The 25,177-nt window shown below is 61.4% G+C and carries 24 protein-coding genes; 9 read left to right on the top strand and 15 right to left on the bottom strand.

What is annotated here, in order from left to right; translation table 11 throughout:
• Positions 1 to 207 precede the first annotated feature (207 nt).
• Positions 208 to 1,554, bottom strand: a complete 1,347-nt coding sequence (locus ACLEJR_RS22465; protein WP_440816576.1) for an MFS transporter — start codon at positions 1,552 to 1,554, stop codon at positions 208 to 210.
• Positions 1,555 to 1,687: 133 nt separating this feature from the next.
• Complete coding sequence (gene pcaR, locus ACLEJR_RS22460) at positions 1,688 to 2,530, bottom strand: pca regulon transcriptional regulator PcaR (RefSeq protein ID WP_440799809.1); 843 nt, start codon at positions 2,528 to 2,530, stop codon at positions 1,688 to 1,690.
• 526 nt (positions 2,531 to 3,056) lie between these two features.
• Here pcaR and ACLEJR_RS22455 point away from each other — a divergent pair.
• Positions 3,057 to 3,257, top strand: coding sequence for a hypothetical protein (locus ACLEJR_RS22455; protein ID WP_440799811.1), 201 nt, complete (start codon positions 3,057 to 3,059; stop codon positions 3,255 to 3,257).
• A 362-nt stretch (positions 3,258 to 3,619) separates the two neighbouring features.
• Positions 3,620 to 5,095, top strand: coding sequence for an inorganic phosphate transporter (locus ACLEJR_RS22450; protein WP_245138174.1), 1,476 nt, complete (start codon positions 3,620 to 3,622; stop codon positions 5,093 to 5,095).
• Positions 5,096 to 5,348: 253 nt separating this feature from the next.
• Here the strand turns inward: ACLEJR_RS22450 and ccoM are convergent, their stop codons facing one another.
• The 3 genes from ccoM to ACLEJR_RS22435 all read right to left on the bottom strand — a co-directional run bounded on the left by ccoM (position 5,349) and on the right by ACLEJR_RS22435 (position 6,209).
• Entirely contained in the window at positions 5,349 to 5,465 is a 117-nt protein-coding gene (gene ccoM, locus ACLEJR_RS22445; RefSeq protein ID WP_030139315.1) for a cytochrome c oxidase subunit CcoM, read from the bottom strand.
• A gap of 146 nt (positions 5,466 to 5,611) precedes the next feature.
• Positions 5,612 to 5,773: a hypothetical protein gene (locus ACLEJR_RS22440; RefSeq protein WP_440798106.1), complete on the bottom strand. Its 162-nt coding sequence runs from the start codon at positions 5,771 to 5,773 to the stop codon at positions 5,612 to 5,614.
• Between the two features lie 94 nt (positions 5,774 to 5,867).
• On the bottom strand, positions 5,868 to 6,209 hold the full coding sequence (locus ACLEJR_RS22435) for an aspartate-semialdehyde dehydrogenase (RefSeq protein WP_440798104.1): 342 nt from the start codon (positions 6,207 to 6,209) through the stop codon (positions 5,868 to 5,870).
• A 249-nt stretch (positions 6,210 to 6,458) separates the two neighbouring features.
• On the opposite strand from ACLEJR_RS22435, the gene rapA reads away from it, so the two are divergent.
• Complete coding sequence (gene rapA / locus ACLEJR_RS22430) at positions 6,459 to 9,305, top strand: RNA polymerase-associated protein RapA (protein ID WP_440798102.1); 2,847 nt, start codon at positions 6,459 to 6,461, stop codon at positions 9,303 to 9,305.
• Between the two features lie 164 nt (positions 9,306 to 9,469).
• Here rapA and ACLEJR_RS22425 read toward each other — a convergent pair whose 3' ends face one another.
• The 4 genes from ACLEJR_RS22425 to ACLEJR_RS22410 all read right to left on the bottom strand — a co-directional run bounded on the left by ACLEJR_RS22425 (position 9,470) and on the right by ACLEJR_RS22410 (position 13,511).
• A complete protein-coding gene (locus ACLEJR_RS22425) occupies positions 9,470 to 10,312 on the bottom strand; it encodes a cache domain-containing protein (protein WP_440798100.1) in 843 nt (280 codons plus the stop codon).
• Positions 10,313 to 10,574: 262 nt separating this feature from the next.
• Entirely contained in the window at positions 10,575 to 11,447 is an 873-nt protein-coding gene (locus ACLEJR_RS22420; protein WP_440798098.1) for an ATPase, read from the bottom strand.
• Positions 11,448 to 11,555: 108 nt separating this feature from the next.
• Positions 11,556 to 12,548: an NAD-dependent epimerase/dehydratase family protein gene (locus ACLEJR_RS22415; RefSeq protein WP_440816574.1), complete on the bottom strand. Its 993-nt coding sequence runs from the start codon at positions 12,546 to 12,548 to the stop codon at positions 11,556 to 11,558.
• Between the two features lie 63 nt (positions 12,549 to 12,611).
• A complete protein-coding gene (locus tag ACLEJR_RS22410; RefSeq protein WP_440816572.1) occupies positions 12,612 to 13,511 on the bottom strand; it encodes a LysR family transcriptional regulator ArgP in 900 nt (299 codons plus the stop codon).
• 96 nt (positions 13,512 to 13,607) lie between these two features.
• On the opposite strand from ACLEJR_RS22410, the gene ACLEJR_RS22405 reads away from it, so the two are divergent.
• From ACLEJR_RS22405 to ACLEJR_RS22390, 4 genes are all read left to right on the top strand, one after another.
• Positions 13,608 to 14,210 (top strand): LysE/ArgO family amino acid transporter, encoded by a 603-nt coding sequence (locus ACLEJR_RS22405; RefSeq protein ID WP_440816571.1) that lies wholly within the window; start codon positions 13,608 to 13,610, stop codon positions 14,208 to 14,210.
• A gap of 174 nt (positions 14,211 to 14,384) precedes the next feature.
• On the top strand, positions 14,385 to 14,981 hold the full coding sequence (locus ACLEJR_RS22400) for a superoxide dismutase (protein WP_440798091.1): 597 nt from the start codon (positions 14,385 to 14,387) through the stop codon (positions 14,979 to 14,981).
• A 305-nt stretch (positions 14,982 to 15,286) separates the two neighbouring features.
• Positions 15,287 to 17,338: a putative bifunctional diguanylate cyclase/phosphodiesterase gene (locus ACLEJR_RS22395; protein ID WP_440798089.1), complete on the top strand. Its 2,052-nt coding sequence runs from the start codon at positions 15,287 to 15,289 to the stop codon at positions 17,336 to 17,338.
• A gap of 187 nt (positions 17,339 to 17,525) precedes the next feature.
• A complete protein-coding gene (locus ACLEJR_RS22390; RefSeq protein ID WP_440816568.1) occupies positions 17,526 to 18,869 on the top strand; it encodes an imelysin family protein in 1,344 nt (447 codons plus the stop codon).
• Between the two features lie 322 nt (positions 18,870 to 19,191).
• On the opposite strand, the gene ACLEJR_RS22385 is transcribed toward ACLEJR_RS22390, so the two are convergent.
• The 4 genes from ACLEJR_RS22385 to ACLEJR_RS22370 form a co-directional block, all read right to left on the bottom strand.
• Positions 19,192 to 20,427 carry an RNA polymerase sigma factor gene (locus ACLEJR_RS22385; RefSeq protein WP_440816566.1) on the bottom strand — a complete coding sequence of 412 codons (1,236 nt, stop codon included), beginning with the start codon at positions 20,425 to 20,427 and terminating at the stop codon, positions 19,192 to 19,194.
• Positions 20,427 to 20,903 (bottom strand): SRPBCC family protein, encoded by a 477-nt coding sequence (locus tag ACLEJR_RS22380; RefSeq protein ID WP_440816563.1) that lies wholly within the window; start codon positions 20,901 to 20,903, stop codon positions 20,427 to 20,429. The genes ACLEJR_RS22385 and ACLEJR_RS22380 overlap by 1 nt, the downstream gene beginning before the upstream one ends.
• A gap of 27 nt (positions 20,904 to 20,930) precedes the next feature.
• The gene (locus tag ACLEJR_RS22375; RefSeq protein ID WP_245140864.1) at positions 20,931 to 21,275 is read right to left on the bottom strand and encodes a YciI family protein; all 345 of its coding nucleotides are present in this window, start codon (positions 21,273 to 21,275) and stop codon (positions 20,931 to 20,933) included.
• Between the two features lie 67 nt (positions 21,276 to 21,342).
• Positions 21,343 to 21,777, bottom strand: coding sequence for a YybH family protein (locus ACLEJR_RS22370; protein WP_440798080.1), 435 nt, complete (start codon positions 21,775 to 21,777; stop codon positions 21,343 to 21,345).
• Between the two features lie 141 nt (positions 21,778 to 21,918).
• Here ACLEJR_RS22370 and ACLEJR_RS22365 point away from each other — a divergent pair, with 141 nt between their 5' ends.
• A complete protein-coding gene (locus ACLEJR_RS22365; RefSeq protein WP_440798078.1) occupies positions 21,919 to 22,413 on the top strand; it encodes a GNAT family N-acetyltransferase in 495 nt (164 codons plus the stop codon).
• Between the two features lie 48 nt (positions 22,414 to 22,461).
• Here the strand turns inward: ACLEJR_RS22365 and ACLEJR_RS22360 are convergent, their stop codons facing one another.
• Positions 22,462 to 22,950: a GyrI-like domain-containing protein gene (locus tag ACLEJR_RS22360; RefSeq protein ID WP_440798076.1), complete on the bottom strand. Its 489-nt coding sequence runs from the start codon at positions 22,948 to 22,950 to the stop codon at positions 22,462 to 22,464.
• A gap of 78 nt (positions 22,951 to 23,028) precedes the next feature.
• Positions 23,029 to 23,691, bottom strand: a complete 663-nt coding sequence (locus ACLEJR_RS22355; RefSeq protein ID WP_440816560.1) for a LysE family translocator — start codon at positions 23,689 to 23,691, stop codon at positions 23,029 to 23,031.
• A gap of 207 nt (positions 23,692 to 23,898) precedes the next feature.
• On the opposite strand from ACLEJR_RS22355, the gene alaC reads away from it, so the two are divergent.
• Positions 23,899 to 25,116, top strand: coding sequence for an alanine transaminase (gene alaC / locus ACLEJR_RS22350; RefSeq protein WP_440798072.1), 1,218 nt, complete (start codon positions 23,899 to 23,901; stop codon positions 25,114 to 25,116).
• Positions 25,117 to 25,177: the final 61 nt, after the last annotated feature.

Raw genomic sequence — 25,177 nt, 5'->3', positions numbered from 1 at the left:
CCGAACAATCCGATAATCGACTGAGTGTTCGGTTATCGAACGGATTGTTGTTTGGCTAACGATTTCTTCAGATGAGGTGGAAACCCCTGTGGGAGCGAGCCTGCTCGCGATGGCGTCCTGCCTGCCCCCAAATGAATGCCTGACACACCGCTATCGCGAGCAGGCTCGCTCCCACAGGAGGTGACCGCTGGAACTCAGGTTACAGGCTCAAGTCGCATCCGCATGGCTGACCACCCCCTTGATCACCACCGCCGTGGTCGCCAACGCAGCCGGGATGACCAAGGCTGTGAGCACCTGCTCGAAGTTCCAGCCCAAGCCCAGCAGGGTCGCGCCCATCCAGGCGCCCAGAATCGCACCGAAACGGCCGATGCCGAGCATCCACGACACTCCGGTGGCGCGGCCCTGGGTCGGGTAGAAGCGCGCGGCCAGGGAAGGCATGGCCGATTGCGCACCGTTGACGCACATGCCGGCCACCAGCACCAGCGTCGCGAGCAGCGTGATGTGCCCCAGGCTCTGCCCGACCGCGTAGGCAAACAGCCCGGCCAGCAGATAGAAAAGGCCGATGACCTTGTGCGGGTTGAATCGGTCCATCGCCCAACCCACGCCCACCGCACTCAACACGCCACCGAATTGAAACAACGCACCGATAAACGCCGCCTGCTCCATGCTCGCGCCGCTGTCGCGCATCAGGGTCGGCAACCAGCTGGTCAGCAGGTATACGATCACCAGGCCCATGAAATAGGTCAGCCACAGCAGCAGGGTGCCGGCGCTGTAGGTCCCGGAAAAAATCACCGCCAGGACGTTACGGGCCTTTACGGTGTTCTGTTCCGGTACGCTGAAGCTCGCCGCCCGGGCAACCGTCTCCGGTTCGATCGGCCCCAGGGTCCTGCGCACTTTGTCAGTGCCACGATTGCGCACCACCAGGTAACGCGCCGACTCCGGCAGCCAGAACAACAGCACCACCGCCAGGATCAACGGCAGGATCCCACCGATCAGCAACAGGCTGTGCCAGCCGAACGCCGGGATCAACTTGGCGGAAATGAACCCGCCGCCCGCCATGCCCAGGTTGAAGCCACAGAACATGCTGGTGACCAACAGGGATTTCTTGCGCTCCGGGGTGTACTCGGACAGCAAGGTGGTGGCGTTCGGCATTCCGGCGCCCAAACCCAGGCCAGTGAGGAACCGCAGCACCAGCAGTTGATCGACGTTGGTGCTGTAGGCCGAGGCCAGGCTGAAGGCGCCGAACAGCAGGACCGCGCCTAACAGTACGACTTTTCGTCCAAAGCGGTCAGCCAACGGGCCGGAGCCCAGTGCGCCAAAGACCATGCCGATCAGCGCGGCACTCATCACCGGCCCGAGGCTGGCGCGGTCGATACCCCAGTCCTGGGACAAGGCGGGCGCAATAAAGCCCATGGCTGCGGTGTCGAGGCCGTCGAGGAACACAATCAGGAAACAGAGGATCACCACCCGCCATTGGTAGCGGGAAATGGGCCGGGTGTTGATGAAGGACTGCACATCGAGGCAATTGCCTACGGAGGTCTGGGGCTGGTTCATCGGGGCTCTCATTATTATTGTGTAGGTCGTCCTCCGTCAGCCAACAGGCTCGGGTGACGCTGCCGCGACGTTAATGACGCCAGACGAAGACCGTCAATTCGCCAACGGCGACTGTGTGCGTTTATCGAACAGCTTAAGTGAACAGCTGCGCGCTCAGGTCGCGACTGGCCCCCAGCAGGCCTGGCAGAAAGCGCTGTTCCAGCTCGTTGCGGCTGACCCGTCCGGCGTGGGTACTGACATTGAGCGCCGCGACCACCTGACCGGAAGCGTCATACACCGGCACGGCAATCGAACGCAGGCCCTGCTCCAATTCCTGGTCGACGATGCACCAGCCTTGTTCACGCACTTGTTGCAGGCATTCGAGCAGCGCTTCAGGGGTGTGCAGGGTCCGGCTGGTCTTGGCTTGCAGATCGGCATGGTCGAGGTAGTCACGCAGCGAGGCATCGTCCAGGGCCGCCAGGAGGATCCGCCCCATGGACGTGCAATAAGCCGGCAACCGCCCTCCCACCGACAGGTCCACCGAAATCAGCCGCTGGGTGGTGGCGGACCGGGCGATATAGAGGATGTCGTCACCTTCGAGGGTGGCCATATTGCAGGCTTCGTGCAGCTGCTCGCTCATGCGGTCCAGGTATGGCTGTGCGGACACGGCCAAGGGTGTCGACGACAGATAGGCGTGACCGAGGGTCAGCACTTTGGGCAAGAGTGAATAGGTGCGTCCGTCGGTGGTGGCGTAGCCCAGTTTGATCAAGGTATGCAGGCAACGTCTGACGGCGGCGCGGGGAATTTCCGTGCGATGGCTGATCTGGGCGATGGTCAGGTGCCGCTTGCGCTCCTGGAAGGCCTGGACCACTGCCAGTCCGCGGGCCAGGGAAGTCATGAAATCCGGATCGCCGGTCAGCGCCTGGATTCGCTTGGCCGGCGAGGCAACGATCGGGGGCGCCACGGAAGTAAAGGCATTGCGCAGTTGGTCGTTCATGTCTGATCTTTTCCCGGGTACGGCAGCTATTACAAGCGGCTGCCCACCCACAGACAAGGGCTCGACCGCCAACAGCGTTCGATTATCGAACCGGCAGCCGATAATCGCAATCCACGGAACCGACGGTCGCTGCCCATCGTGGAACCGGCTATTTAACAAGTTGAACCGGATTTGACTGTTGGGTTGAACTTGTCCAGTTCAGTGCCATCTTCTAATAGACAGGAACGGTTGTAACCGGATCTGATGATTACAGTTGCATGAATAAATATTGATTCACACACCAACGGACATACCTGTTTTTTCCCGATAGTGTTATTCAGCCGGACCGCTATAATGCGCTTCAGTACGGTACGATCAATCGACCGCCTCCGTGCGCAGCCACTGTAGTGGTTTTACAGTGCCCCTGTATGGCAACAACACGAAGCCCTGATGCTACGTCAGCTGTCAGCTCTGGTGCCGTGGCCGTCTGCATGCCCACATGCAGTGCGTATCACCAGAATCAAATTCGACTTAGTTAGGTACAACTGTGACGAAAGAAGAACTGCGCGCGGAACTTGAGCGCCAGGAACAACGTTACAAGGAAGTTTACGGCGGGGAGATCACCACCTACGCCGCGCAACCTGAACCGGAACGCAAACCCTGGCGCAAACGCGCCACCGTTCAGGACCAGGCCTTTACCCAGGAACTGCAGAAGATGGAAAAGGAACTCAGAGCCGAAGAGCATTGATATGCCGGCCAGTTTCTTGTGAAACGGTAGCCGGCCGCCATCCAGGCCGGAAACCGAGACGGACGCCCGCCACGAGCGGGCCGCGCCTTCGCTCTGTCCGGCACAGGGAACCGATCTTGTCTGATGCCCTTCTCAGATATTTCACACAATTGTTTAGGAGGCGTCTGAGCCCTCGTCCGATCCGCTCCGTTGCGCTTTCGGCCCCTGAATCAAAGGCTTGCGCCCCTCGCGCAAACGCTCGCCTCCCAGGGTTTCCTACAAATTATTTCATTGAAGGATGTTACCGATGAGCAGGCAGTGCATCGATTACCGAGGTTTTCTGGCATAATCGCGCCCCCTTATGACCGGGTCAGAAAACCTTCATGATCGATTTATTCAGCGGACTGGATGCTTGGGTGCTTGTGAGCCTCTTGCTCGCCCTGGCTTTTGTCCTCGCCTTCGAGTTCATCAACGGCTTTCATGACACCGCTAACGCGGTTGCCACTGTTATCTACACCAAAGCCATGCCGCCGCACCTGGCGGTGTTCTTTTCCGGTGTGTTCAATTTCCTCGGCGTGCTGCTGGGCGGCGTGGGGGTGGCGTATGCCATCGTTCACCTGCTGCCGGTGGAACTGCTGATCAATGTGAACACCGGACACGGGCTGGCCATGGTGTTTTCGCTGCTCGCAGCGGCCATCACCTGGAACCTGGGCACCTGGTACTTCGGTATCCCGGCGTCTAGTTCCCACACGCTGATCGGTTCGATCCTCGGCGTCGGCCTGGCCAATGCGCTGATCAACGATATCCCGTTGGCCGACGGGGTGAACTGGCAGAAGGCGATCGATATCGGCGCCTCCCTGGTGTTCTCGCCCATGGCCGGCTTCCTGATCGCCGCCCTGGTGCTGATCGGCCTTAAATGGTGGCGTCCGCTGTCCAAGATGCACAAGACGCCGGAGCAGCGCCGCAAGATCGACGACAAGAAACATCCGCCGTTCTGGAACCGCCTGGTGCTGGTGATCTCGGCCATGGCCGTGAGTTTTGTCCATGGCTCCAACGATGGCCAGAAAGGTATCGGCCTGATCATGCTGGTGCTGATCGGCATCGTGCCTGCCCAGTTCGTACTTGACCTGAACAGCACCACCTATCAGATCGAGCGGACCCGCGACGCGACCCTGCACCTGAGCCAGTTCTACCAACGCAACAGTCAGTCCCTGGGTGAGTTCCTGGCGCTGGGCAAAAGCGTGCCGGGCGACCTGCCGGAGAAATTCCGTTGCAACCCGCAGCAGACCGAACCGACCATCAATGCCCTGCTCGATACGCTCAAAGGCGTGGCGGACTACCATTCGCTGCCGGCGGAAAGCCGTATCGAAGTGCGTCGCTACCTGCTCTGCCTGGATGACACGGCGAAGAAGGTCGGCAAGTTGCCCGACCTGGCGGCCCGTGAGAAAGACGACCTGAACAAGCTGCGCAAGGACCTGACCGGTACCACCGAATACGCCCCGTTCTGGGTGATCCTGGCGGTCGCCCTGGCGCTGGGCCTGGGTACCATGGTCGGCTGGAAGCGCGTGGTGCTGACCATCGGCGAGAAAATCGGCAAGCAAGGCATGACCTACGCCCAAGGCATGTCGGCGCAGATCACCACTGCCTGCATGATCGGCATGGCGAATATCTTCAGCCTTCCGGTTTCCACCACCCATGTGCTGTCGTCGGGTGTAGCCGGCACCATGGTCGCCAACAAGAGCGGCCTGCAAGGTGGCACCGTGCGCAATATCCTGCTGGCCTGGGTACTGACCCTGCCAGCAACGGTGGCGCTGTCGGCCGGGCTGTTCTGGTTGGCATCCCTCGCGATCGGCAGCTGATTCCAAGCGGCTGACAAAAAAGGTGCGATCCTGATGGGTCGCACCTTTTTTTATGACCAAATATCAAACACCTGTGGGAGCGAGCTTGCTCGCGATGGCGGTGTATCAGCACCCATTATTTTGTCTGACCCGACGCCATCGCGAGCAAGCTCGCTCCCACAGGTCTTGTATGTAGACAGAGAAAAACTTTCAAAAAAAAAGGGCGACCGAAGTCGCCCAAAATGCCTTGCGTGCTCGTTGTAGCTGGAAAGACCTACGGTTTTTTGCGCTTGTGTGCGTCTTTCCAGATGAATAATCCAAAGCCTGCGAAAAACACGAACATGAGGCCAACCGTCAACACACCGGCAAACACCACATTATCGATAAACATGACTGGCCTCCTGGTCTTGCCCCTGTTGCGATGGGTTCAAGTTAACCAATCAGGTCCGTAAGGAAATTGACCGGGGTCAATAACGCCCGCGACGGGGCGCAAAGGTGGGGAAATAACTGATCTGTATCAAAGGATCGAGGGGGAAATCAGCGCTTTTTCGGTTTGTTCTTGGTTTTTTTCTTGGGCTTGCCCAGGGGCATGGCCTGCTCGAAAGCCTGGCGGACTTCGTTGAGGCGTTTTTCGTTGAGGTCATGAACGCGCTTGGCGCGCTCGGCGCTGAGGTCGATCAGCTTGTCGTCTTGGCTCATGGCGTGTCGGCATCGTGCGTTGAATTGCGGATGCGCCCATGATGCGGGCTGCGCGCAACATTGACCAGCCTGCGTCCGTCGGCAAACGCCTGGCTCAGATCTGGATATCGACCCACAGGCCCTGGCGCGACTCCTCTTCCATCAGCGGCACCACCGGCACGGTGTTGTCGGCGTTGAGTTCGGTGCCCGGCACGGCCAGGTGTTCTTCGGGGTCTTGATCGGCTTCGCGGCGGCGCTTGTCGCGATCCTGTCGGCGCTGCTGCTCCTCGCGCAGCAACAGCGCGCCCTCCTCCGGATCACGCTTTTGCAGGTCGATAGTGCTTTCACCAGAGCTTTCCTGCACCGGGACCACGGGCGGGATGTCCGGTCGCTGGCGAACCGGATCCTGTTGCGCGGTGATCGGTACGGCGCTCAAGGGGAGCGTGGGTATCAACATTTAAGGGTCTCCTGTCTTCAGGTTGTCGGCTGCGTGCAAGGCAGCTTGAACCGCCGGTCTGAAAGTTGTGACCCAGTTGGCATTGCCATAAGACTCAGGTCCAAGCCTGTTGGATCGTCAGACAGGCTTAAGTTCCCTGTCATCTGCTATCAATCGCCCCGATGAAAACCCGGGACGTGCGTAAGTCCTTTGGTCTGAAGGATCATTCCGTTAAGATAATCGGCTTTTTCAAGGCGGGAGTCAGGCAGCATGGCGCAGCAGTATCAACCGGGGCAACGCTGGATCAGTGACAGCGAAGCCGAGCTGGGTTTAGGCACCGTTCTGGCACAGGATGGCCGCTTGTTGACCGTGCTCTACCCGGCCACTGGCGACACTCGCCAGTATGCGCTACGGAATGCGCCCCTCACCCGCGTACGGTTTTCGCCGGGCGACGTGATCACCCACTTCGAAGGCTGGAAGATGACCGTGCGTGAAGTCGACGACGTCGACGGCCTGCTGGTCTATCACGGCCTCAACGGGCAGAACGAAGTCGTTACCCTGCCGGAAACCCAACTGTCGAACTTCATCCAGTTCCGCCTGGCCAGCGACCGTCTGTTCGCCGGCCAGATCGACCCGCTGGCCTGGTTTTCCCTGCGCTACCACACCCTGGAACATACCAGCCGCCAGTTACAGTCTCCGCTGTGGGGCCTTGGCGGCGTGCGCGCCCAGCCGATCGCCCACCAGCTGCACATTGCCCGTGAAGTGGCCGACCGCATTGCACCACGGGTCTTGCTGGCGGACGAAGTGGGCCTGGGCAAGACCATCGAGGCCGGCCTGGTCATCCACCGTCAACTGCTGTCCGGACGCGCCAGCCGTGTGCTGATCCTGGTGCCGGAGAACCTCCAGCACCAGTGGCTGGTGGAAATGCGCCGACGTTTCAACCTCCAGGTCGCGCTGTTCGACGAAGAGCGCTTCATCGAAAGCGATGCCAGCAACCCGTTCGAAGACACTCAACTGGCGCTGGTCGCGCTGGAATGGCTGGTGGACGACGAGAAAGCCCAGGACGCGCTGTTCGCCGCCGGCTGGGACCTGATGGTGGTCGACGAGGCCCACCACTTGGTATGGCACGAGGACCAGGTCAGCCCGCAATATGCGCTGGTGGAACAGCTGGCCGAGACGATCCCGGGCGTGCTGTTGCTGACCGCGACTCCGGAACAACTGGGCCAGGACAGCCACTTCGCCCGTCTGCGTCTGTTGGACCCGAACCGCTTCCATGACCTCAAGGCTTTCCGCGCCGAGAGCGAAAACTATCGCCCGGTGGCCGAAGCCGTGCAGGAGTTGCTGGACAAGGGCCGCCTGTCACCCGCAGCCCACAAGACCATCCAGGGTTTCCTGGGCAATGAAGGCGAAGCCCTGCTGACCGCCGTCAATGATGGCGATGTCGAAGCCAGCGCCCGCCTGGTACGCGAACTGCTGGACCGTCACGGCACCGGCCGCGTACTGTTTCGCAACACCCGCGCCGCCGTGCAGGGCTTCCCGGAACGCAAGCTGCACGCCTACCCGCTGCCGTGCCCGGACGAATACCTCGAGCTGCCATTGGGCGATCACCCTGAGCTGTACCCGGAAGTCAGCTTCCAGGCCCAGCCGGACGCCAATGAAGAGGAGCGCTGGTGGCGCTTCGACCCACGGGTCGAGTGGCTGATCGACACCCTGAAAATGCTCAAGCGCACCAAAGTGCTGGTGATCTGCGCCCACGCCGAAACCGCCATGGACCTGGAAGACGCCCTGCGCGTGCGCTCGGGCATCCCGGCTACGGTGTTCCACGAAGGCATGAACATCCTGGAACGTGACCGTGCGGCTGCCTACTTCGCCGACGAAGAGTTCGGCGCCCAGGTGCTGATCTGCTCGGAAATCGGCAGCGAGGGACGCAACTTCCAGTTCGCCCATCACCTGGTGCTGTTCGACCTGCCGGCGCACCCGGACCTGCTGGAGCAGCGCATCGGTCGTCTGGACCGGATCGGCCAGAAGCACACCATCGAATTGCACGCGCCGTACCTGGAAAACAGCCCGCAGGCGCGGTTGTTCCAGTGGTACCACGAAGCGCTGAATGCGTTCCTCAACACCTGCCCGACCGGCAACGCCCTGCAACATCAGTTCGGCCCGCGCCTGCTACCGTTGCTGGAAGAAGCCGACGATGGCCAGTGGCAGGCTTTGATCGACGAAGCACGTGCCGAGCGCGAGCGTCTGGAAGCCGAGTTGCACACCGGTCGCGACCGTCTGCTGGAGCTCAATTCCGGCGGCGCGGGGGAAGGCGATGCGCTGGTGGAAGCCATTCTCGAGCAGGATGATCAGTTCGCACTGCCGATTTATATGGAAACCCTGTTCGATGCGTTCGGTATCGACAGCGAGGACCATTCGGATAACGCGCTGATCCTCAAGCCGAGCGAAAAAATGCTCGACGCCAGCTTCCCGCTGGGCGACGACGAAGGCGTGACCATCACGTACGACCGTAACCAGGCGCTGTCTCGCGAAGACATGCAGTTCATCACCTGGGAGCACCCGATGGTACAAGGCGGCATGGACCTGGTGTTGTCCGGCTCCATGGGCAACACCGCCGTGGCGCTGATCAAGAACAAGGCGCTCAAGCCAGGCACCGTGTTGCTGGAACTGCTCTACGTCAGTGAAGTGGTCGCCCCCCGCTCGCTGCAACTGGGTCGTTACCTACCGCCGGCCGCCCTGCGCTGCCTGCTGGACGCCAATGGCAACGACCTGGCGGCCAGGGTCTCGTTCGAAACCCTCAACGACCAGCTCGAAAGCGTGCCGCGCGCCAGTGCCAACAAGTTCATCCAGGCCCAGCGCGACCAGCTGACACCACGGATCAACGCCGGCGAACAGAAGGTCGCCCCGCGTCATGCTGAGCGCGTGGCCGAGGCCCAGCGTCGCCTGGCGGCCGATACCGATGAGGAACTGGCCCGCCTGACCGCCCTGCAAGCGGTCAACCCGACCGTGCGCGACAGCGAACTGGTGGCCCTGCGCCAACAGCGCGAGCAAGGCCTGGCGATGCTGGAGAAGGCGGCGTTGCGGTTGGAGGCGATCAGGGTGTTGGTGGCGGGCTGATTGCCCGCACACCCCATCCGGACCATCTGTGAACGGTGCCTATGTGGCGAGGGAGCTTGCTCCCGCTGGGCCGCGAAGCGGCCCCCTTTTAGGGAGCGCTGCGCACTCCGCGGGAGCAAGCTCCCTCGCCACAAAAGCAGCGCTGTACAAGCTGTAGCGCTAATTCAAGGACTGTAATACCCCACCGCCACCAGGAAATGCCCGACCTTCTTGAGGTACGCGTGCTTGTCCTCGACCTTGCCGGTCACCGGGTTTTTCCACCGGTACTCATAATCCCCAGCATCCTGCTTGCTGATCAGCCCCAGGATCGGCTCGCCCACCGGCTTGCCGTCCGGATCCTTGATTCTGGCGAAGTCGGTATTGATCAAGCGCAGGTTGGTGCCATGGGCGACATAGCGCCGGGTATCGAGGTCGACGACAAACACGTACAGGTCATCCTGCAAGTAGCCGCCCTTGAGGGAGTTGATCGCCGTCAACGTAGCTTTCTCGTTCTTCTGCAGGTCGCTTGAAGCCTTGTCCAGCAGCGCCCTGGCCTGTTCGGCGGAGGCCCGTGGCAAGTAGTAGCCGACCGCCAGGATTCGGTCGCCGACCCGTTGGAAATACACATGCTTGCGCTCGACCCGGCCATCCGCCCAGTTCTGCCAACGGTATTCGGCTTGCTGGATACCGCTGGCCTCGGGCGTGTTCAAGGCCTCCTTGAAGGCCTTGCGCAAATCCGGGCCCAGCACTTCGGAAACGTCGCGCCCGATCAACGCCGCTGACGGCCCGCCACTGGCAAGCATCACCCCTTTGGTGTCCACCACAAACACATAGCGGTCCTGGTCGACGAATTCGCCCTGACGGCTGAACACCGCCAAGGCCTTGTCACCGTTATCGTGGTAATAGGCCAGGGCTTTTTCCAAGAGCGCCCGGGCCGCCTGGCCATCGTCCGTCGGCGCGGCAAGAGCCTGCGTCAACCCCAGTACCAGCATTGCGGCCAGCCAGGCCGTCCTGCACACAAACCCCATACGCGCATCCTCGTTCTCGTTGGTGTTTCGAGAGCGTAGACGGGGTGGAGGCGATGTAGAAGTATTCAGAGGATCATGGGTTGCCTGGCTGGACGCCATCGCGAGCAGGCTCGCTCCCACGTTGTGCGGTGATCATTAATCCATGAAACGCTGCAAATCAGTGTGGGAGCGAGCCGGCTCGCGATGGCGCCCAATCAGTCACTTCCTGTATGACCGTCAGAACACTATCGCAAGCAAGCTCCTCCCACAGGCGCCTGCAGGGTTATTGGGCCCGCGCGCTGAGCTGCTGTTGCAGGTGTTGGATCTGCGCCTGCAAGGTGTTGATGTTGCGGGTGACCTGGCCGCGAAAGGCGTCGAACTCGGCCGTGTTGCCGTTATCCTGCTGGCTCTTGAGCACGATCATGTCCTGCTCCAGGCGTTCGATGGCCGAGTTGGAGGTGGCTCTCTTCAGGGCGGTGATGTCGGCGCCGATGCTCTTGAGCTGGGCATCCAGCGCGCCACCTTCGCCCTGGTTTTTCAGGGCGGCCACTTCAGCTGCCAGCGTCTTGACCTGAGCCTGGAGCTCCTTGTTGGCCGATTGCAACTGGGTGTTGGTGTTCTGCTGTTCACTGGCCTGGGCAATGAGCTGGGCCAGCTCCTTGTCCAGGTCGGCGGACGGGCCGAACGTGGCTTGCTGCAGTTTGTATTGCTCCTGCAGCTTGCTGTCGAATTGCCGGGCCTGTTCCTGCAGCCGGGTGTCCAACTGTTTGACCTGCAATTTCAACGCTTCACTGTCACTCATGACATTGGACTGCCCGGCCACTACCTTGCCGGAAATGTCCTGCAAGCGCCCCGCCGCGTCTTCACTGATCCGGGCGAAGCTTTCCTGGGTTGCCACCAGTTGCTGCTCCATCAACGAAATCTGCTGGAAGCTCCACCAGGCCAGGAAGCCGAACGCGCACAGCAGGGCGCCAACCAATGCCCACAGTGGCCCAGTGCTAGGGCCCTTGACCCGCGCCGCCGCAATGGGCGCAGGGCGCGCCTGTACGTGGGGCGCACGGTTGGGCAGGAAATCATCGTCATCGGGAATGTCGGCGCGCATCCGCAGGCTCGGTACATCGTCGAAGTCGTCGTTGGCATCGTTACGCGTGGGCATGGGGTTCAACCTTTGGGAAACCGGTGTTGGCTTGATGCGGCGAGTATAACCCCCTCGTCCGCCGCACCGATTGACCTCGAACCCGGGGGTCGGTTCATGACGGGCCGATCAGTGGCCGTCCTGGGCTTTCCACCAGGCACAAAACTCATCGAGGGCGGTCCACAGACTGACCTGCGGATCGTAATCGAGATGATGCCGGGCGCGGCTGATGTCCAGGGTGAAGTTCTTGTTCATGACCTGCATGCCCAGGCGCGACAGCGTCGGTTCGGGGCGGCCCGGCCATAGCTTGCACAAGCCTTCGTTCAAGGCGGCGACGCTGTAAGCCAGGCCGTAGGACCGATAACGCCTGACCTGTGGGACGTCCATCTGGCGCATCACATAATTGACCACGTCCCACAGCGGAACCGGCGCGCCATTGCTGATGTTGTAGGCCTTGCCCAAGGCCGAATCGGTGGCCAGCAGGCTGCAGAGCAGCGCTTCGTTGAGGTTCTGCACGCTGGTGAAATCCACCTTGTTCAAGCCATTGCCGACTATCGACAAACGGCCCTTGCGCTGCATTTTCAGTAACCGGGGGAAGATGCTCATGTCACCGGCACCAATGACGAAACGCGGGCGCAGGGCCAACACTTCGAGACCGAACTCCTGGGCGCCGAAGACTTTCTGCTCGGCCAGGTACTTGGTCGCGGCGTAAGGGTGCTTGAAGCGCTTGGGCACTTGTTCTTCCTTCAGCCCGAGGTGGTCGCGACCATCGAAGTAGATCGACGGCGACGACAGGTGCACCAGGCGCCGGACCTTCTGCTTCAGGCAAGCCTCGACGACGTTTTCCGTAACCTGGACATTGCCCTGGTGAAAATCCTGATAGCGCCCCCAGAGCCCGACGGCTCCAGCGCAATGCACCACCGCTTCGACATCCAGGCACAGATCGCGGGCCAGCAACGGATCGTTCAGGTCCCCCTGGACAAATTGCGCACCGCGCCGCACCAGGTGCTCAACGCTCTCGGCCCGGCGACCGGTGACCCGTACGTCCAGGCCTTGCTCCAGGGCGAAACGCGCGAAGCGCCCGCCAATGAAGCCGCTCGCGCCGGTGACCAGAATTTTCATGCATGCTCCTGAGTGACTACCTGCCAATTGTTTCGTGTGCCGCTTTGACTTGCAGCTTGACGTCTATTGCGGCGTCCAAGGCACCAACCACTGCCGGGACGAACGGATCAATTGCTCGGTCAATAAACCCAGCAACTGGCCGCCATTGCGCCAATGATGCCAGTACAGCGGTACATCGATCGGTTTATCTGCCAGCAATTCCACCAATGCGCCTCGCTCCAGGTGCTCGCGCACTTGCAGCTCCGGCACCAATCCCCAGCCAAGCCCGACTTCGGTGAGGCGGATGAAGCCTTCGGACGAGGGGCACAGGTGGTGCTCGAATCCGCCTTCGACGCCCAGGGAAGCAAGGTAACGGTGTTGCAGGAAATCATCCGGGCCGAACACCAGCGCCGGCGTACGCGCCAGTTGTTCGGCATGTACACCATCGGGAAAGTGCCGGGCAATGAAGGCCGGACTGGCCAGCGCACGGTAACGCATGGCCCCCAGCAACACACTGCGGGCACCGGCCACCGGACGTTCGTTGGCGCAGACGCAGGCCGCCACCTCGCCGGCGCGCATGCGCTTGAGGCCGACGGTCTGGTCCTCCACCACCAGATCGAGCAGCAAATGGTGCTCGGCGCAGAAATCCCCCACCGCAACGGCCCACCACGTCGCCAGGCTGTCGGCATTCAACGCGATGCGCAGGCGCTCGGGCAGGCCCTCCTCATCAAGCGCCGGCACCAGGTTTTGCAGATCACGTTCGAGCAGCCGGACCTGTTGCACGTGGTTGAGCAGTCGACGGCCGATTTCAGTGGGTCCGGGTGGCATCGCCCGTATCAGCACGGGCTGACCCACCCGCGCCTCCAGCAGCTTGATGCGTTGGGAAATGGCCGATTGCGACAGACCCAGCACCTGCGCGGCACGTTCGAATCCGGCCTGCTCGACCACCGCCGCCAGCGCGGAGAGTAGTTTGTAATCGAACATCAATTTTCCTAATGGGCAATCAGTAGTATTGGTTTTTCTTATACAGCCTTCCGATTGAGAATAGCCAGCATTCAGACACTGATCGGAAGACAACTTATGTGGCAAAGCTATGTGAACGGGCTACTGGTGGCCCTCGGGCTGATCATGGCCATCGGCGCCCAGAACGCCTTCGTACTGGCCCAGAGCCTGCGCCGCGAGCACCACTTGCCAGTGGCGGCGCTTTGCGTCACAGCGGATGCGCTGCTGGTGGCCGCCGGCGTTTTCGGCCTGGCGACACTGCTGGCGCAAAGTCCGTTGTTGCTGTCGATTGCTCGCTGGGGCGGCGCGGCGTTCCTGCTCTGGTATGGCAGCCTGGCGTTGCGCCGGGCCTTTTCCAGGCAGAGCCTGCAACAAGGTGAGCATCAGGCCGTGCGATCGTTGCGCGCCGTGTTGCTCAGCGCCTTGGCGGTGACGCTGCTCAACCCCCACGTCTATCTCGATACCGTCCTGCTGATCGGCTCCCTCGGTGCCCAACAGAGCGTGCCCGGTGCCTATGTCGTGGGCGCGGCGAGCGCCTCGCTGCTGTGGTTCTTCACCCTGGCGTTCGGCGCTGCGTGGCTGGCGCCCTGGCTCGCCCGCCCGAGTACCTGGCGGATTCTCGACCTGTTAGTGGCGACAATGATGTTCGCCGTGGCGATGCAATTGATTGTCAGCGGCTGATTATTGCCAACCGCTCTGGAACCTCTATTCCACACAGTTGTTGCGTGGTTATGCCGCACCCCCGGTGCTATGATCCGAGTCTTGCGCCGCAAGGAGTACAAACTCCCGGCGCTAGTCTGGCCGCCCGTGATCGGCCTTGCGCTCACCGCAACTGACCTGATTAGGAGAATCACCATGGCTTTCGAATTGCCGCCGCTGCCTTACCCACACGATGCACTGCAGCCGCACATCTCCAAAGAGACTCTGGAATACCACCACGACAAACACCACAACACCTATGTCGTGAACCTGAACAACCTGGTGCCTGGCACCGAGTTCGAAGGCAAGACCCTGGAAGAAATCGTCAAGACTTCCTCGGGCGGTATCTTCAACAACGCCGCTCAGGTCTGGAACCACACCTTCTACTGGAACTGCCTGGCGCCAAACGCTGGCGGTCAACCAACCGGCGCACTGGCCGAAGCCATCAACAAGGCCTTCGGTTCGTTCGACAAGTTCAAGGAAGAGTTCAGCAAAACCTCCATCGGCACCTTCGGTTCCGGCTGGGGCTGGCTGGTCAAGAAAGCTGACGGCTCCCTGGCCCTGGCCAGCACCATCGGCGCCGGCAACCCACTGACCAGTGGCGATACCCCACTGCTGACCTGCGACGTGTGGGAGCACGCCTACTACATCGACTACCGCAACCTTCGTCCGAAATACGTCGAAGCGTTCTGGAACCTGGTCAACTGGAAATTCGTGGCCGAGCAGTTCGAAGGCAAGCCTTTCACTGCCTGAGCCGGATGGCCAGACGAAAAACCCGGCGCCTTGCCGGGTTTTTTTTGCGCGCCAGAAGTAACCGGTCATCGACTCGAGGGCGCATTACCACACGTCCTGGATCCAAGAAAAAAACACCGAGGCCCTCAAGTTGCGGCGCCTCTCAACCGACACAATGGTCGTAGAGCAATCACTCTGAAAGAACCCTATATCCGCCATGCTCCAGGCCAAATCCCTTGTGTTGGATTGTCCCTTTGACTGACATCACAGGATTGCCAATACTCATGGCAACTTGACGCTACCCGCACGGAACAAGGAACCACTCTTTGAAGCTGGAACTCAAGAACAGCTTGTCTGTGAAGTTGCTCCGGGTCGTGCTCCTCTCGGCATTGGTCGTTGGCGTGCTGTTGAGCTGCGCCCAGATCGTGTTCGATGCCTACAAGACCAACCAGGCTGTGGCCAGCGACGCCCAGCGCATCCTCGACATGTTCCGAGATCCGTCGACCCAGGCCGTCTATAGCCTGGATAAGGAAATGGGCATGCAGGTGATCGAAGGCCTGTTCCAGGACCGCGCCGTCCGCATGGCCTCCATCGGCCACCCTCACGAAACCATGCTCGCCGAAAAAAGCCGGCCCTTGCAGCAATCCGAAAGCCGCTGGCTGACCGACCTGATCCTGGGCAAGGAACGGACTTTCACCACCCAACTGGTAGGTCGCGGACCCTACAGTGAATATTACGGCGACCTGAGCATCACCCTCGACACCGCGACCTATGGCGAGGGTTTCATTGTCAGCTCGGTGATCATTTTCATCTCCGGCATGCTGCGCGCCCTGGCCATGGGCCTGGTGCTGTACCTGGTCTATCACTGGCTGCTGACCAAACCGCTGTCGCGCATCATCGAGCACCTGACCGAGATCAACCCCGACCGCCCCAGCGCCCACAAGATCCCGCAATTGCCGGGGCACGAGCAAAACGAGCTGGGCCTGTGGATCAATACCGCCAACCAACTGCTCGAATCCATTGAACGCAATACCCATCTTCGCCACGAAGCGGAAAACAGCCTGCTACGCATGGCCCAGTACGATTTTCTAACCGGCCTGCCCAATCGCCAGCAGTTGCAGGAGCAACTGGACAAGATCCTGGTGGACGCCGGGCGTCTGCAACGTAGGGTCGCGGTGCTGTGCGTGGGGCTGGACGACTTCAAGGGCATCAACGAACAGTTCAGCTACCAGACCGGCGACCAATTGCTGCTGGCCCTGGCGGACCGCTTGCGCGCCCACAGTGGTCGTCTTGGCGCCCTGGCGCGGCTGGGAGGCGACCAGTTCGCCCTGGTCCAGGCCGACATCGAGCAGCCGTATGAAGCGGCCGAACTGGCCCAGAGCATCCTCGATGACCTGGAGGCGCCGTTCGGCATCGAGGACCAGCAGATCCGCCTGCGCGCGACCATCGGTATCACGCTCTTCCCGGAGGACGGGGACAGCACCGAGAAGCTGCTGCAGAAAGCCGAGCAGACCATGACCTTGGCCAAGAGCCGCTCGCGCAACCGCTACCAGTTCTACATTGCCAGCGTCGACAGTGAAATGCGCCGCCGCCGCGAACTGGAAAAAGACCTGCGCGAAGCCCTGATCCGCGAACAGTTCACCCTGGTGTACCAGCCGCAGATCAGCTACCGCGACCTCCGGGTTGTGGGCACCGAAGCCCTGATCCGCTGGCATCACCCTGAGCATGGCCTGGTGCCGCCGGACCTGTTCATCCCCCTGGCCGAGCAGAACGGCACCATCATCGCCATCGGCGAATGGGTGCTGGACCAGGCCTGTCGGCAATTGCGCGAATGGCACGATCAGGGTTTCGTCGACATGCGCATGGCCGTCAACCTGTCGACCGTGCAACTGCACCACGCGGAGTTGCCACGGGTGGTGAACAACTTCCTGCAGATGTACCGACTGCCTCCTCGCAGCCTGGAGCTGGAAGTCACCGAAACCGGCCTGATGGAAGACATCACCACCGCCGCCCAGCACCTGCTGAGCCTGCGCCGCTCCGGCGCGTTGATTGCCATTGATGACTTCGGGACTGGCTATTCGTCCCTGAGTTATCTCAAGAGCCTGCCGCTGGACAAGATCAAGATCGACAAGAGCTTCGTCCAGGACCTACTCGACGATGAAGACGACGCCACCATCGTCCGGGCCATCATCCAACTGGGCAAGAGCCTGGGGATGCAGGTCATCGCCGAGGGCGTCGAGACGGTCGAACAGGAAGCCTACATCATCGCCGAGGGCTGCCACGAGGGTCAGGGGTACTACTACAGCAAGCCCTTGCCGGCGCGGGAATTGAGCACCTATCTGAAACAGGCTGAGCGCAGCAAGGCCTTCATCCTCTGATTGCCTGGCAGATCGTAACCCTGGGCGGCATCGCCGAGAGGGTGCCAAAGGTCACGATCGGCAATCATTAAACAAGAAATATTTCCAACCGCGACCCTTTACACATAATGCAAATCTTTCGCATTATGTCGCAGTTTTTGCGCACACTCGCGCCTGTCCCATTCATTTCCGAAGCAGGATGTTCGCCATGATTCGTATGCCTCTGGCTACCGCCAGTCTGCTGGCCATCGCTATTTCCCTCGCCGGTTGCGGCGAAGGCAAAGACAAGGCCGCCGCGCCGCAAGCGCCTACGCCTGCTGCCAGCACCGCGGCACCGGTCGCCCCTGCTGCTGCCGGCAAGGTCGACGAAGCCGCTGCCAAGGCTGTTGTCGCGCACTACGCCGACATCGTCTTCGCTGTCTACAGCGATGCCGAATCCACCGCGAAAGCCCTGCAAACCGCCGTCGACGCGTTCCTGGCCAAGCCGAACGCCGAAACCCTGAAAGCCGCCCGCCAAGCCTGGATCGCCGCCCGTGTGCCATACCTGCAGAGCGAAGTGTTCCGCTTCGGCAACACCATCATTGACGACTGGGAAGGCCAGGTGAACGCCTGGCCCCTGGACGAAGGCCTGATCGACTACGTCGACAAGTCCTACGAGCACGCCCTGGGCAACCCGGGCGCCACCGCCAACATCATCGCCAACACTGAAGTCCAGGTCGGCGAAGACAAGGTCGACGTGAAGGACATCACCCCGGAAAAACTCGCCAGCCTCAATGAACTGGGCGGTTCCGAGGCCAACGTCGCCACCGGCTACCACGCCATCGAATTCCTGCTGTGGGGCCAGGACCTCAACGGCACCGGCCCAGGCGCGGGCAACCGCCCGGCTTCCGACTATCTGCAAGGCGCTGGCGCCACTGGCGGCCACAACGACCGTCGTCGTGCTTACCTCAAGTCGGTGACCCAGTTGCTGGTCAGCGACCTGGAAGAAATGGTCGGCAACTGGAAGCCGAACGTGGCCGACAACTACCGCGCCACCCTGGAAGCGGAACCGGCTGAAAGCGGCCTGCGCAAGATGCTGTTCGGCATGGGCAGCCTGTCCCTGGGCGAACTGGCGGGCGAGCGCATGAAAGTGTCCCTGGAGGCCAACTCGCCAGAAGACGAGCAGGACTGCTTCAGCGACAACACCCACAACTCGCACTTCTACGACGCCAAGGGCGTGCGTAACGTGTACCTGGGCGAATACACCCGTGTCGACGGTACCAAGATGACCGGCGCCAGCCTGTCGTCCCTGGTCGCCAAGGCCGACCCGGCGGCGGACACCGCTCTCAAGGCGGACCTGGCCGACACCGAAGCCAAGATCCAGGTCATGGTCGACCACGCCAACAAAGGCGAGCACTACGACCAGCTGATCGCCGCCGGCAACACCGCCGGCAACCAGATCGTGCGCGACGCCATCGCCGCACTGGTCAAGCAGACCGGTTCGATCGAACAGGCCGCTGGCAAACTGGGCATCAGCGACCTGAATCCGGACAACGCTGATCACGAGTTCTGATCAACGCCCGGCAGACTGAAAAAAGGCGACCTTCGGGTCGCCTTTTTTTGCCTGAAGGAACCGCAACAACTGTTGTGGGAGCGGGCGTGCCCGCGATGGCGGCGGTACATCCAACCTCTCTGCAAGCTGATCCACCGCTATCGCGAGCAGGCTCGCTCCCACTGGGGATCTGTGCCGAACATCAAATCCGGGCACACCTGGGATTACTGTGGGAGTTGGCCTGCCCGCGATGGCGGCGGTACATCCAGCCTCTCTGCAAGCTGATGCACCGCTATCGCGAGCAGGCTCGCTCCCACAGGGGATCTGTGTCACGGGTATTTCGTCACTGCAGCCCGGCCAGTCGCCCTTCGATAAACCGCCGCTCCGGCAATTGTTGCGTCAGCTCCAGCGCACGGAGATACGCGGCCTTGGCTTCGTCGTTTCGTCCCAATTGGCGACAGAACTCCGCCCGCGCCGAGTGGGCGAGGTGGTAGTCCAGCAGCTCGCCACGATCCAGGATCCCATCGATCAAGCGCAATCCCGCCAGCGGCCCGTCGCGATTGGCCAGGGCGGCGGCTCGGTTGAGTTCGATCACCGGCGATGGCACGGCGCGCAGCAATATGTCATACAGACCGACGATCTGCGGCCAGTCGGTATCCCGGGCCGTCGGCGCTTCGGCGTGCACCGCTGCAATCGCGGCTTGCAGGCAATACGGCCCGAACCGACGGGTACTCAGCGCCGCCCCCACCAAGGCGCAACCTTCGGCGATCAGCCCGGCGTCCCATAAGGATCGGTCCTGCTCGTCCAGCAGGACCAACTCACCGGAGGCAGACGTTCGCGCCGGGCGTCGGGATTCGTGCAGGAGCATCAACGCCAGCAATCCCATGACCTCGGCTTCGGGTAGCAGCTCCAGGAGCAGGCGACCCAGGCGAATCGCTTCGCGAGTCAGGTCTTCACGGGTCAGCTCGGCGCCCATCGAGGCCGAATAGCCTTCGTTGAACACCAGGTAGATCACGCGCAGGACACTGTCCAGGCGTTCGGGCAGTTCCGATCGGGAGGGCACCTGATACGGAATTTTCGCATCGCGGATTTTTGCCTTGGCCCGCACGATACGCTGGGCGATGGCCGCCGGAGCGGCAAGGAACGCCCGGGCGATTTCCTCGGTGGTCAGGTCACAGACTTCCCGCAGCGTCAGCGGCACTTGGGCGTCCGCCGCCAGGGCTGGGTGGCAACAGGTGAAAATCAGTCGCAAGCGATCATCTTCCACGTCTTCGTCACTCCAGTCGGCCTGCTCCAGCTCTTCGAGCTGGGCAATCAGCATCGGCTGGGACGCGGCAAAGCGGGCGCGCCGGCGCAACACATCAATGGCCTTGAAGCGCCCGGTCGAGACCAGCCAGGCGCGCGGATTGTCCGGCACACCATCGCGGTGCCAACGTTCGACCGCAATGAAGAAGGCCTCGTGCAAGGCCTCTTCGGCAAGGTCGAAATCCCCCAACAGACGGATCAGCGTCGCCAGGATCCGTCTCGAATCTTGCCGGTAGACCTGCTCGACCCGCGCCTTGACCGTTTCAACCGACATCAGTCCGGCATACCTTGGGTGACGAGGGTTTCCAATCGCTCCAGGCTCTGGCCCCAGCCGTCATGAAACCCCATGGCTTCGTGAGCCTGGCGGTCCTCTTCGCTCCAGTGCAGTGCCCGAGCGGTGTAGCGGGTCTTTTCGCCGAGCTCTTCAAGCAGCACTTCTGCGGTCATGAACGCTTTGCCCGACGGTATCCAGCCGGGCAAAAACGCATCGGTGAACACCAGCCGCTGCGGGGCGATGATTTCCAGGAACACGCCCATGGTCGGGTACTCGCTGCCATCCGGCGCACGCATCAGGGTGCGGAACCGGCCCCCGACCCACAAGTCCATTTCGCACTCCGGCGTGGTCATACCGTGGGGCCCCCACCACTGAACGAGCAAGGTCGGCTCGGTCCAGGCGCGGAAGATCTTCTGGCGCGGGGCGTCGATGATGCGGCTGATGGAAAGCGTGTGGGCAGCAGGCGTGGGGTTCATGGGCGAAATCCTGTTTGTGGTTGTTGTTCAGGGGTTCAGTTGGCGGACCGGTCGCACTTCGACACAGCCGACCCGGGCCGCCGGAATATGGCCGGCGACCTGGATGGCTTCGTTCAGGTCCTTGGCGTCGATCAGGTAGAAGCCGGCCAGTTGCTCCTTGGTTTCAGCGAACGGCCCATCGGTGATCGACAGCTTGCCAGCGCGCATGCGCACCGTGGTGGCGGTCTGTACTGATTCCAGGGCCTCGGCGGCGAGCATTCGCCCGCTGCCCTGGACCGATTCGGCATAGGCCATGCACTCGGCGTCCTCCGGGCTGTCGGGGGAGTCGTGCAGCACCTGTTCGTTGCTATACACCAGGCATAAGTACTTCATGGAAAACTCCGTGATCGAACTGATCAACTATGGACGGTCGAGGGGCAACGGGCGAAAAAACCGACGATCAGGGTTGCAGGTCGAAAATCGTCGTTCCGGTCATTGGATCGAACGGAGCCGACCAATGTTCGTGGACGATCTTCCACTGCCCCGCCACCCGCCGGTAGCAGGCCGTGACGCGCATCCAGCAGGCTTGCTCCTCGCCCTTGTCGTTGGTGCCGCCGCAATAGGCCAGCCAGTGGGCGAAGGCGATGTTCTCGGCGGGAGTGATGGTGACTTGATGGAAATCGAACTTGTGCGGACCGGGGCACATTTCCATGCAGGCCTGCCAATGGGCCCGGTAGGCGGCCTTGCCTTTGAATTGCAGGGCCTGGATGGCATCGAACGAGACGATGGCCTCGTCGTACAGCGCCATGACCTTCTCGACGTCCTTGCTCATCACGGCCTGACGATAAGTGTCGATCAGCGCCTGGATTTCACGTTCGGTGGCTTGGGCATTCATGATGATTCTCCGCAGGTTTTTTGTTGTAGACACCCTTTGTCGTCTGGAGAAACGGCGAATCGACAGCTCGAACAAAAATAACCCGAATAAAGAAATTCGCTAGAATCCAGGCCCATCTGCCCGCAGACAACGGACGTTTTTGTGACTGCCCGACTCATCGCCTACCAAGCCCTGACCCCGCTCCAGCGGGAACAGCTGCAAGCCATCGAAATCCACCCGGAACAGGTGAAATTCTCCGGAGATATCCACGGTGCGCTGCATACCCTGCTCTCCCGGCCCGGACCGGGGGTCAAGGGCTTCGCTCTGCTGGCCGATGATGTACCGGTGGCCTTCCTGCTGCTTAAACGCCCACCGGTACTGCCGGACTGGGCCAATGAACACAGCGCGACCCTGCACGCCTTGCAGGTCGACCGCCGGGCCCAGGGCAAGGGCTACGGCAAAGCCTGCCTGCAAGCGTTACCGGCCGTGGCTCGGGAGGCCTGGCCGGAGATCAGAGGACTGGAGCTCTCGGTGGACGCCGATAACGCCTCGGCCATTGGCCTTTACACCCGATTGGGTTGGGTGGACAGTGGCGAGGCTTATAAGGGCCGGATCGGTTATGAGCGACGGATGGGGTTGGTGTTCAGCAGCGACTGATGATGAGCACCCCTCCATTACTGTGGCGAGGGGAATGACCGTCCTTGATCAACTGGGCTTCAACGGCACCCAGATCTCCAGGCTACCTTCCCCTGTCCGCGGATTGAAATCTTCGCTATAGCGCTCGAATTCCGGTTCATCCGCCGCTTCGTGGCCGGATTGCGGCAGCCATTGCTTCCAGATGTACTGGAAGGTCTGCGGGAGGGTCTTCAATGGTCCCCTGTGCTCGAACACCGCATAGCGCGCAGGCTGCAATTCGATCCAGCGGTACTGCTGCGGCAACTCATCGAGCCGGCTGATTTCCACCCCGGCGATGTACTCGAACCCGCCCTTCCCGTCCGGGTTGCAACACACGCCATAGGTCACGTCGTCTTTCTGCCCTGGCACATCACCGAGCCAGGGCAAAAACTTTTCCCAGAGCAAGGGGATGTCCTGGGCCGTGTCCGGGGTAAAACGCGCGCCAAAGCCGGCAATCAGCAGAAAACGTCCCTGCTCGAAGCGAGGTTCGGCTGTGTAATCGCGCTTGTGCTTTTCCATGCGTCAACACTCCGCAAACGTGAAGTCGGGCTTTGCAGTATAGAAGCCAAACCATGATTGCCAGGGCCGTTTCGTTTCTCAGAAGCCGGGCGCGCCACCCTGAACGGTTTTCAAGACGAACTCGTTATACCCTGAAACGATCACGTAGACCGCGAAATAGCAGAAGATCGCCGCCGATGCCCAATACGAATAACGCAACAATTTATCCCCCAGCAACTTGCCGCCCTGGGTCGCCGCCAGGCACAGCGCCGCAGACCACAGCAACCCGGCACTGAGAAACCCACTGAGGAACAGCGCCGAACTGAGCAGTGTCCCACCGCCTGACCGGGCGATCAGCGTGCCGCCTACCGCCGCGAACCAGAGAATCGCGCTAGGCGAAGACATCGCCAGAAATATCCCGCGGAAAAACTCCTGGCGCGAAGAACCACCCCGCCCTTCATCCGCCTGCGCCAGTACCGCGCTGTGATAAATCGCCGAATGAATCATCTTTGCGGCGAAATACAACAGCAGCATCGAACCGCCGATCCACAGCACCCAGCGCACCGCTTCGTATTGCAGCAACACGGTCATGCCGGCCAGGGCCAGGATGGCGTAGACCAGGTCGCCGACGCAGGTGCCCAGCCCCAGGGCGAAGCCTCGAAAATAGCCTCGCTGCATCGCCAGGGTGATCATCGCGATATTGGCCACGCCGATGTCCAGGCACAGCGAAAGGCTCAGCAGGAAGCCGCTGGAAAATTCCATCATTCAATCCATTCGATCAGGTTTGACACACGGGGGCCGGGCCCTACGGTCTTTGTCGACCGAGGGAGGAGCCCGACAGTGTCGTCGAAAATAGTTCCTGGCCGCTACTGGACAACTGCCTGTCGGCGCCTTTATCTTGCGCCCAGGCTACCGCAGTGGCCAACGTCGCTCGGACGGTTCCGGGCGCTCACGTATCTCGAGGCAACAATGGCCGAACAAGGTTCGCCGCGCCGCTTTGCGCGCATCGATCGACTCCCCCCCTATGTTTTCAATATCACTGCCGAGCTGAAGATGGCTGCGCGTCGGCGCGGCGAAGACATCATCGACTTGAGCATGGGTAACCCCGACGGCGCCACGCCCCCGCACATCGTGGAGAAACTGGTCACCGTCGCCCAGCGTGAAGACACCCACGGCTACTCCACGTCCAAAGGCATTCCGCGCCTGCGCCGCGCCATTTCGCGTTGGTACAAGGACCGCTATGAAGTGGACATCGATCCGGAAAGCGAGGCCATCGTCACCATCGGTTCCAAGGAAGGCCTGGCGCACCTGATGCTGGCAACCCTGGACCAGGGCGACACGGTACTGGTGCCCAACCCCAGCTATCCGATCCACATCTATGGCGCAGTGATCGCCGGTGCCCAGGTACGCTCGGTGCCGCTGGTGCCGGGTGTGGATTTCTTCGACGAACTGGAGCGGGCCATCCGCGGCTCGATTCCCAAGCCGAAGATGATGATCCTGGGCTTTCCGTCCAACCCCACCGCGCAGTGCGTGGAGCTGGATTTCTTCGAACGGGTCATCGCCCTGGCCAAACAGTACGACGTTCTGGTGATTCACGACCTGGCCTACGCCGACATCGTCTACGACGGCTGGAAAGCCCCGTCGATCATGCAGGTGCCGGGCGCGAAGGATATAGCGGTGGAGTTCTTCACCCTGTCAAAGAGCTACAACATGGCCGGCTGGCGCATCGGCTTCATGGTGGGCAATCCGGAACTGGTCAGCGCCCTGGCGCGGATCAAGAGTTACCACGACTACGGCACGTTCACTCCGTTGCAGGTAGCCGCCATCGCCGCACTGGAAGGCGACCAGCAATGTGTGCGCGACATCGCCGAGCAGTACCGCCAACGCCGCAACGTATTGGTCAAGGGTCTGCATGAGCTGGGCTGGATGGTGGAGAATCCCAAGGCGTCGATGTACGTCTGGGCCAGGATTCCCGAGGCCTACGCGCACTTGGGTTCGCTGGAGTTTGCCAAGAAGCTGCTGGCCGAGGCCAAGGTCTGCGTTTCGCCGGGAGTAGGGTTCGGGGAATACGGGGATGATCACGTGCGCTTTGCGCTGATCGAGAACCAGGACCGGATCCGCCAGGCGGTGCGCGGGATTCGGGCGATGTTCCGGGCGGATGGGTTGGTACAAAAGCCCAACGCCTGACGCAAAACCCACTGTGGGAGCGAGCCTGCTCGCGATGGCGGTGCAACACTCAACAGAGAGG

Source organism: Pseudomonas sp. SMN5 (assembly GCF_052041925.1).
Lineage (GTDB): Bacteria > Pseudomonadota > Gammaproteobacteria > Pseudomonadales > Pseudomonadaceae > Aquipseudomonas.
Note: the sequence above shows the minus strand (reverse complement) of the source record. Positions and strands in the feature narration are given on the sequence as shown.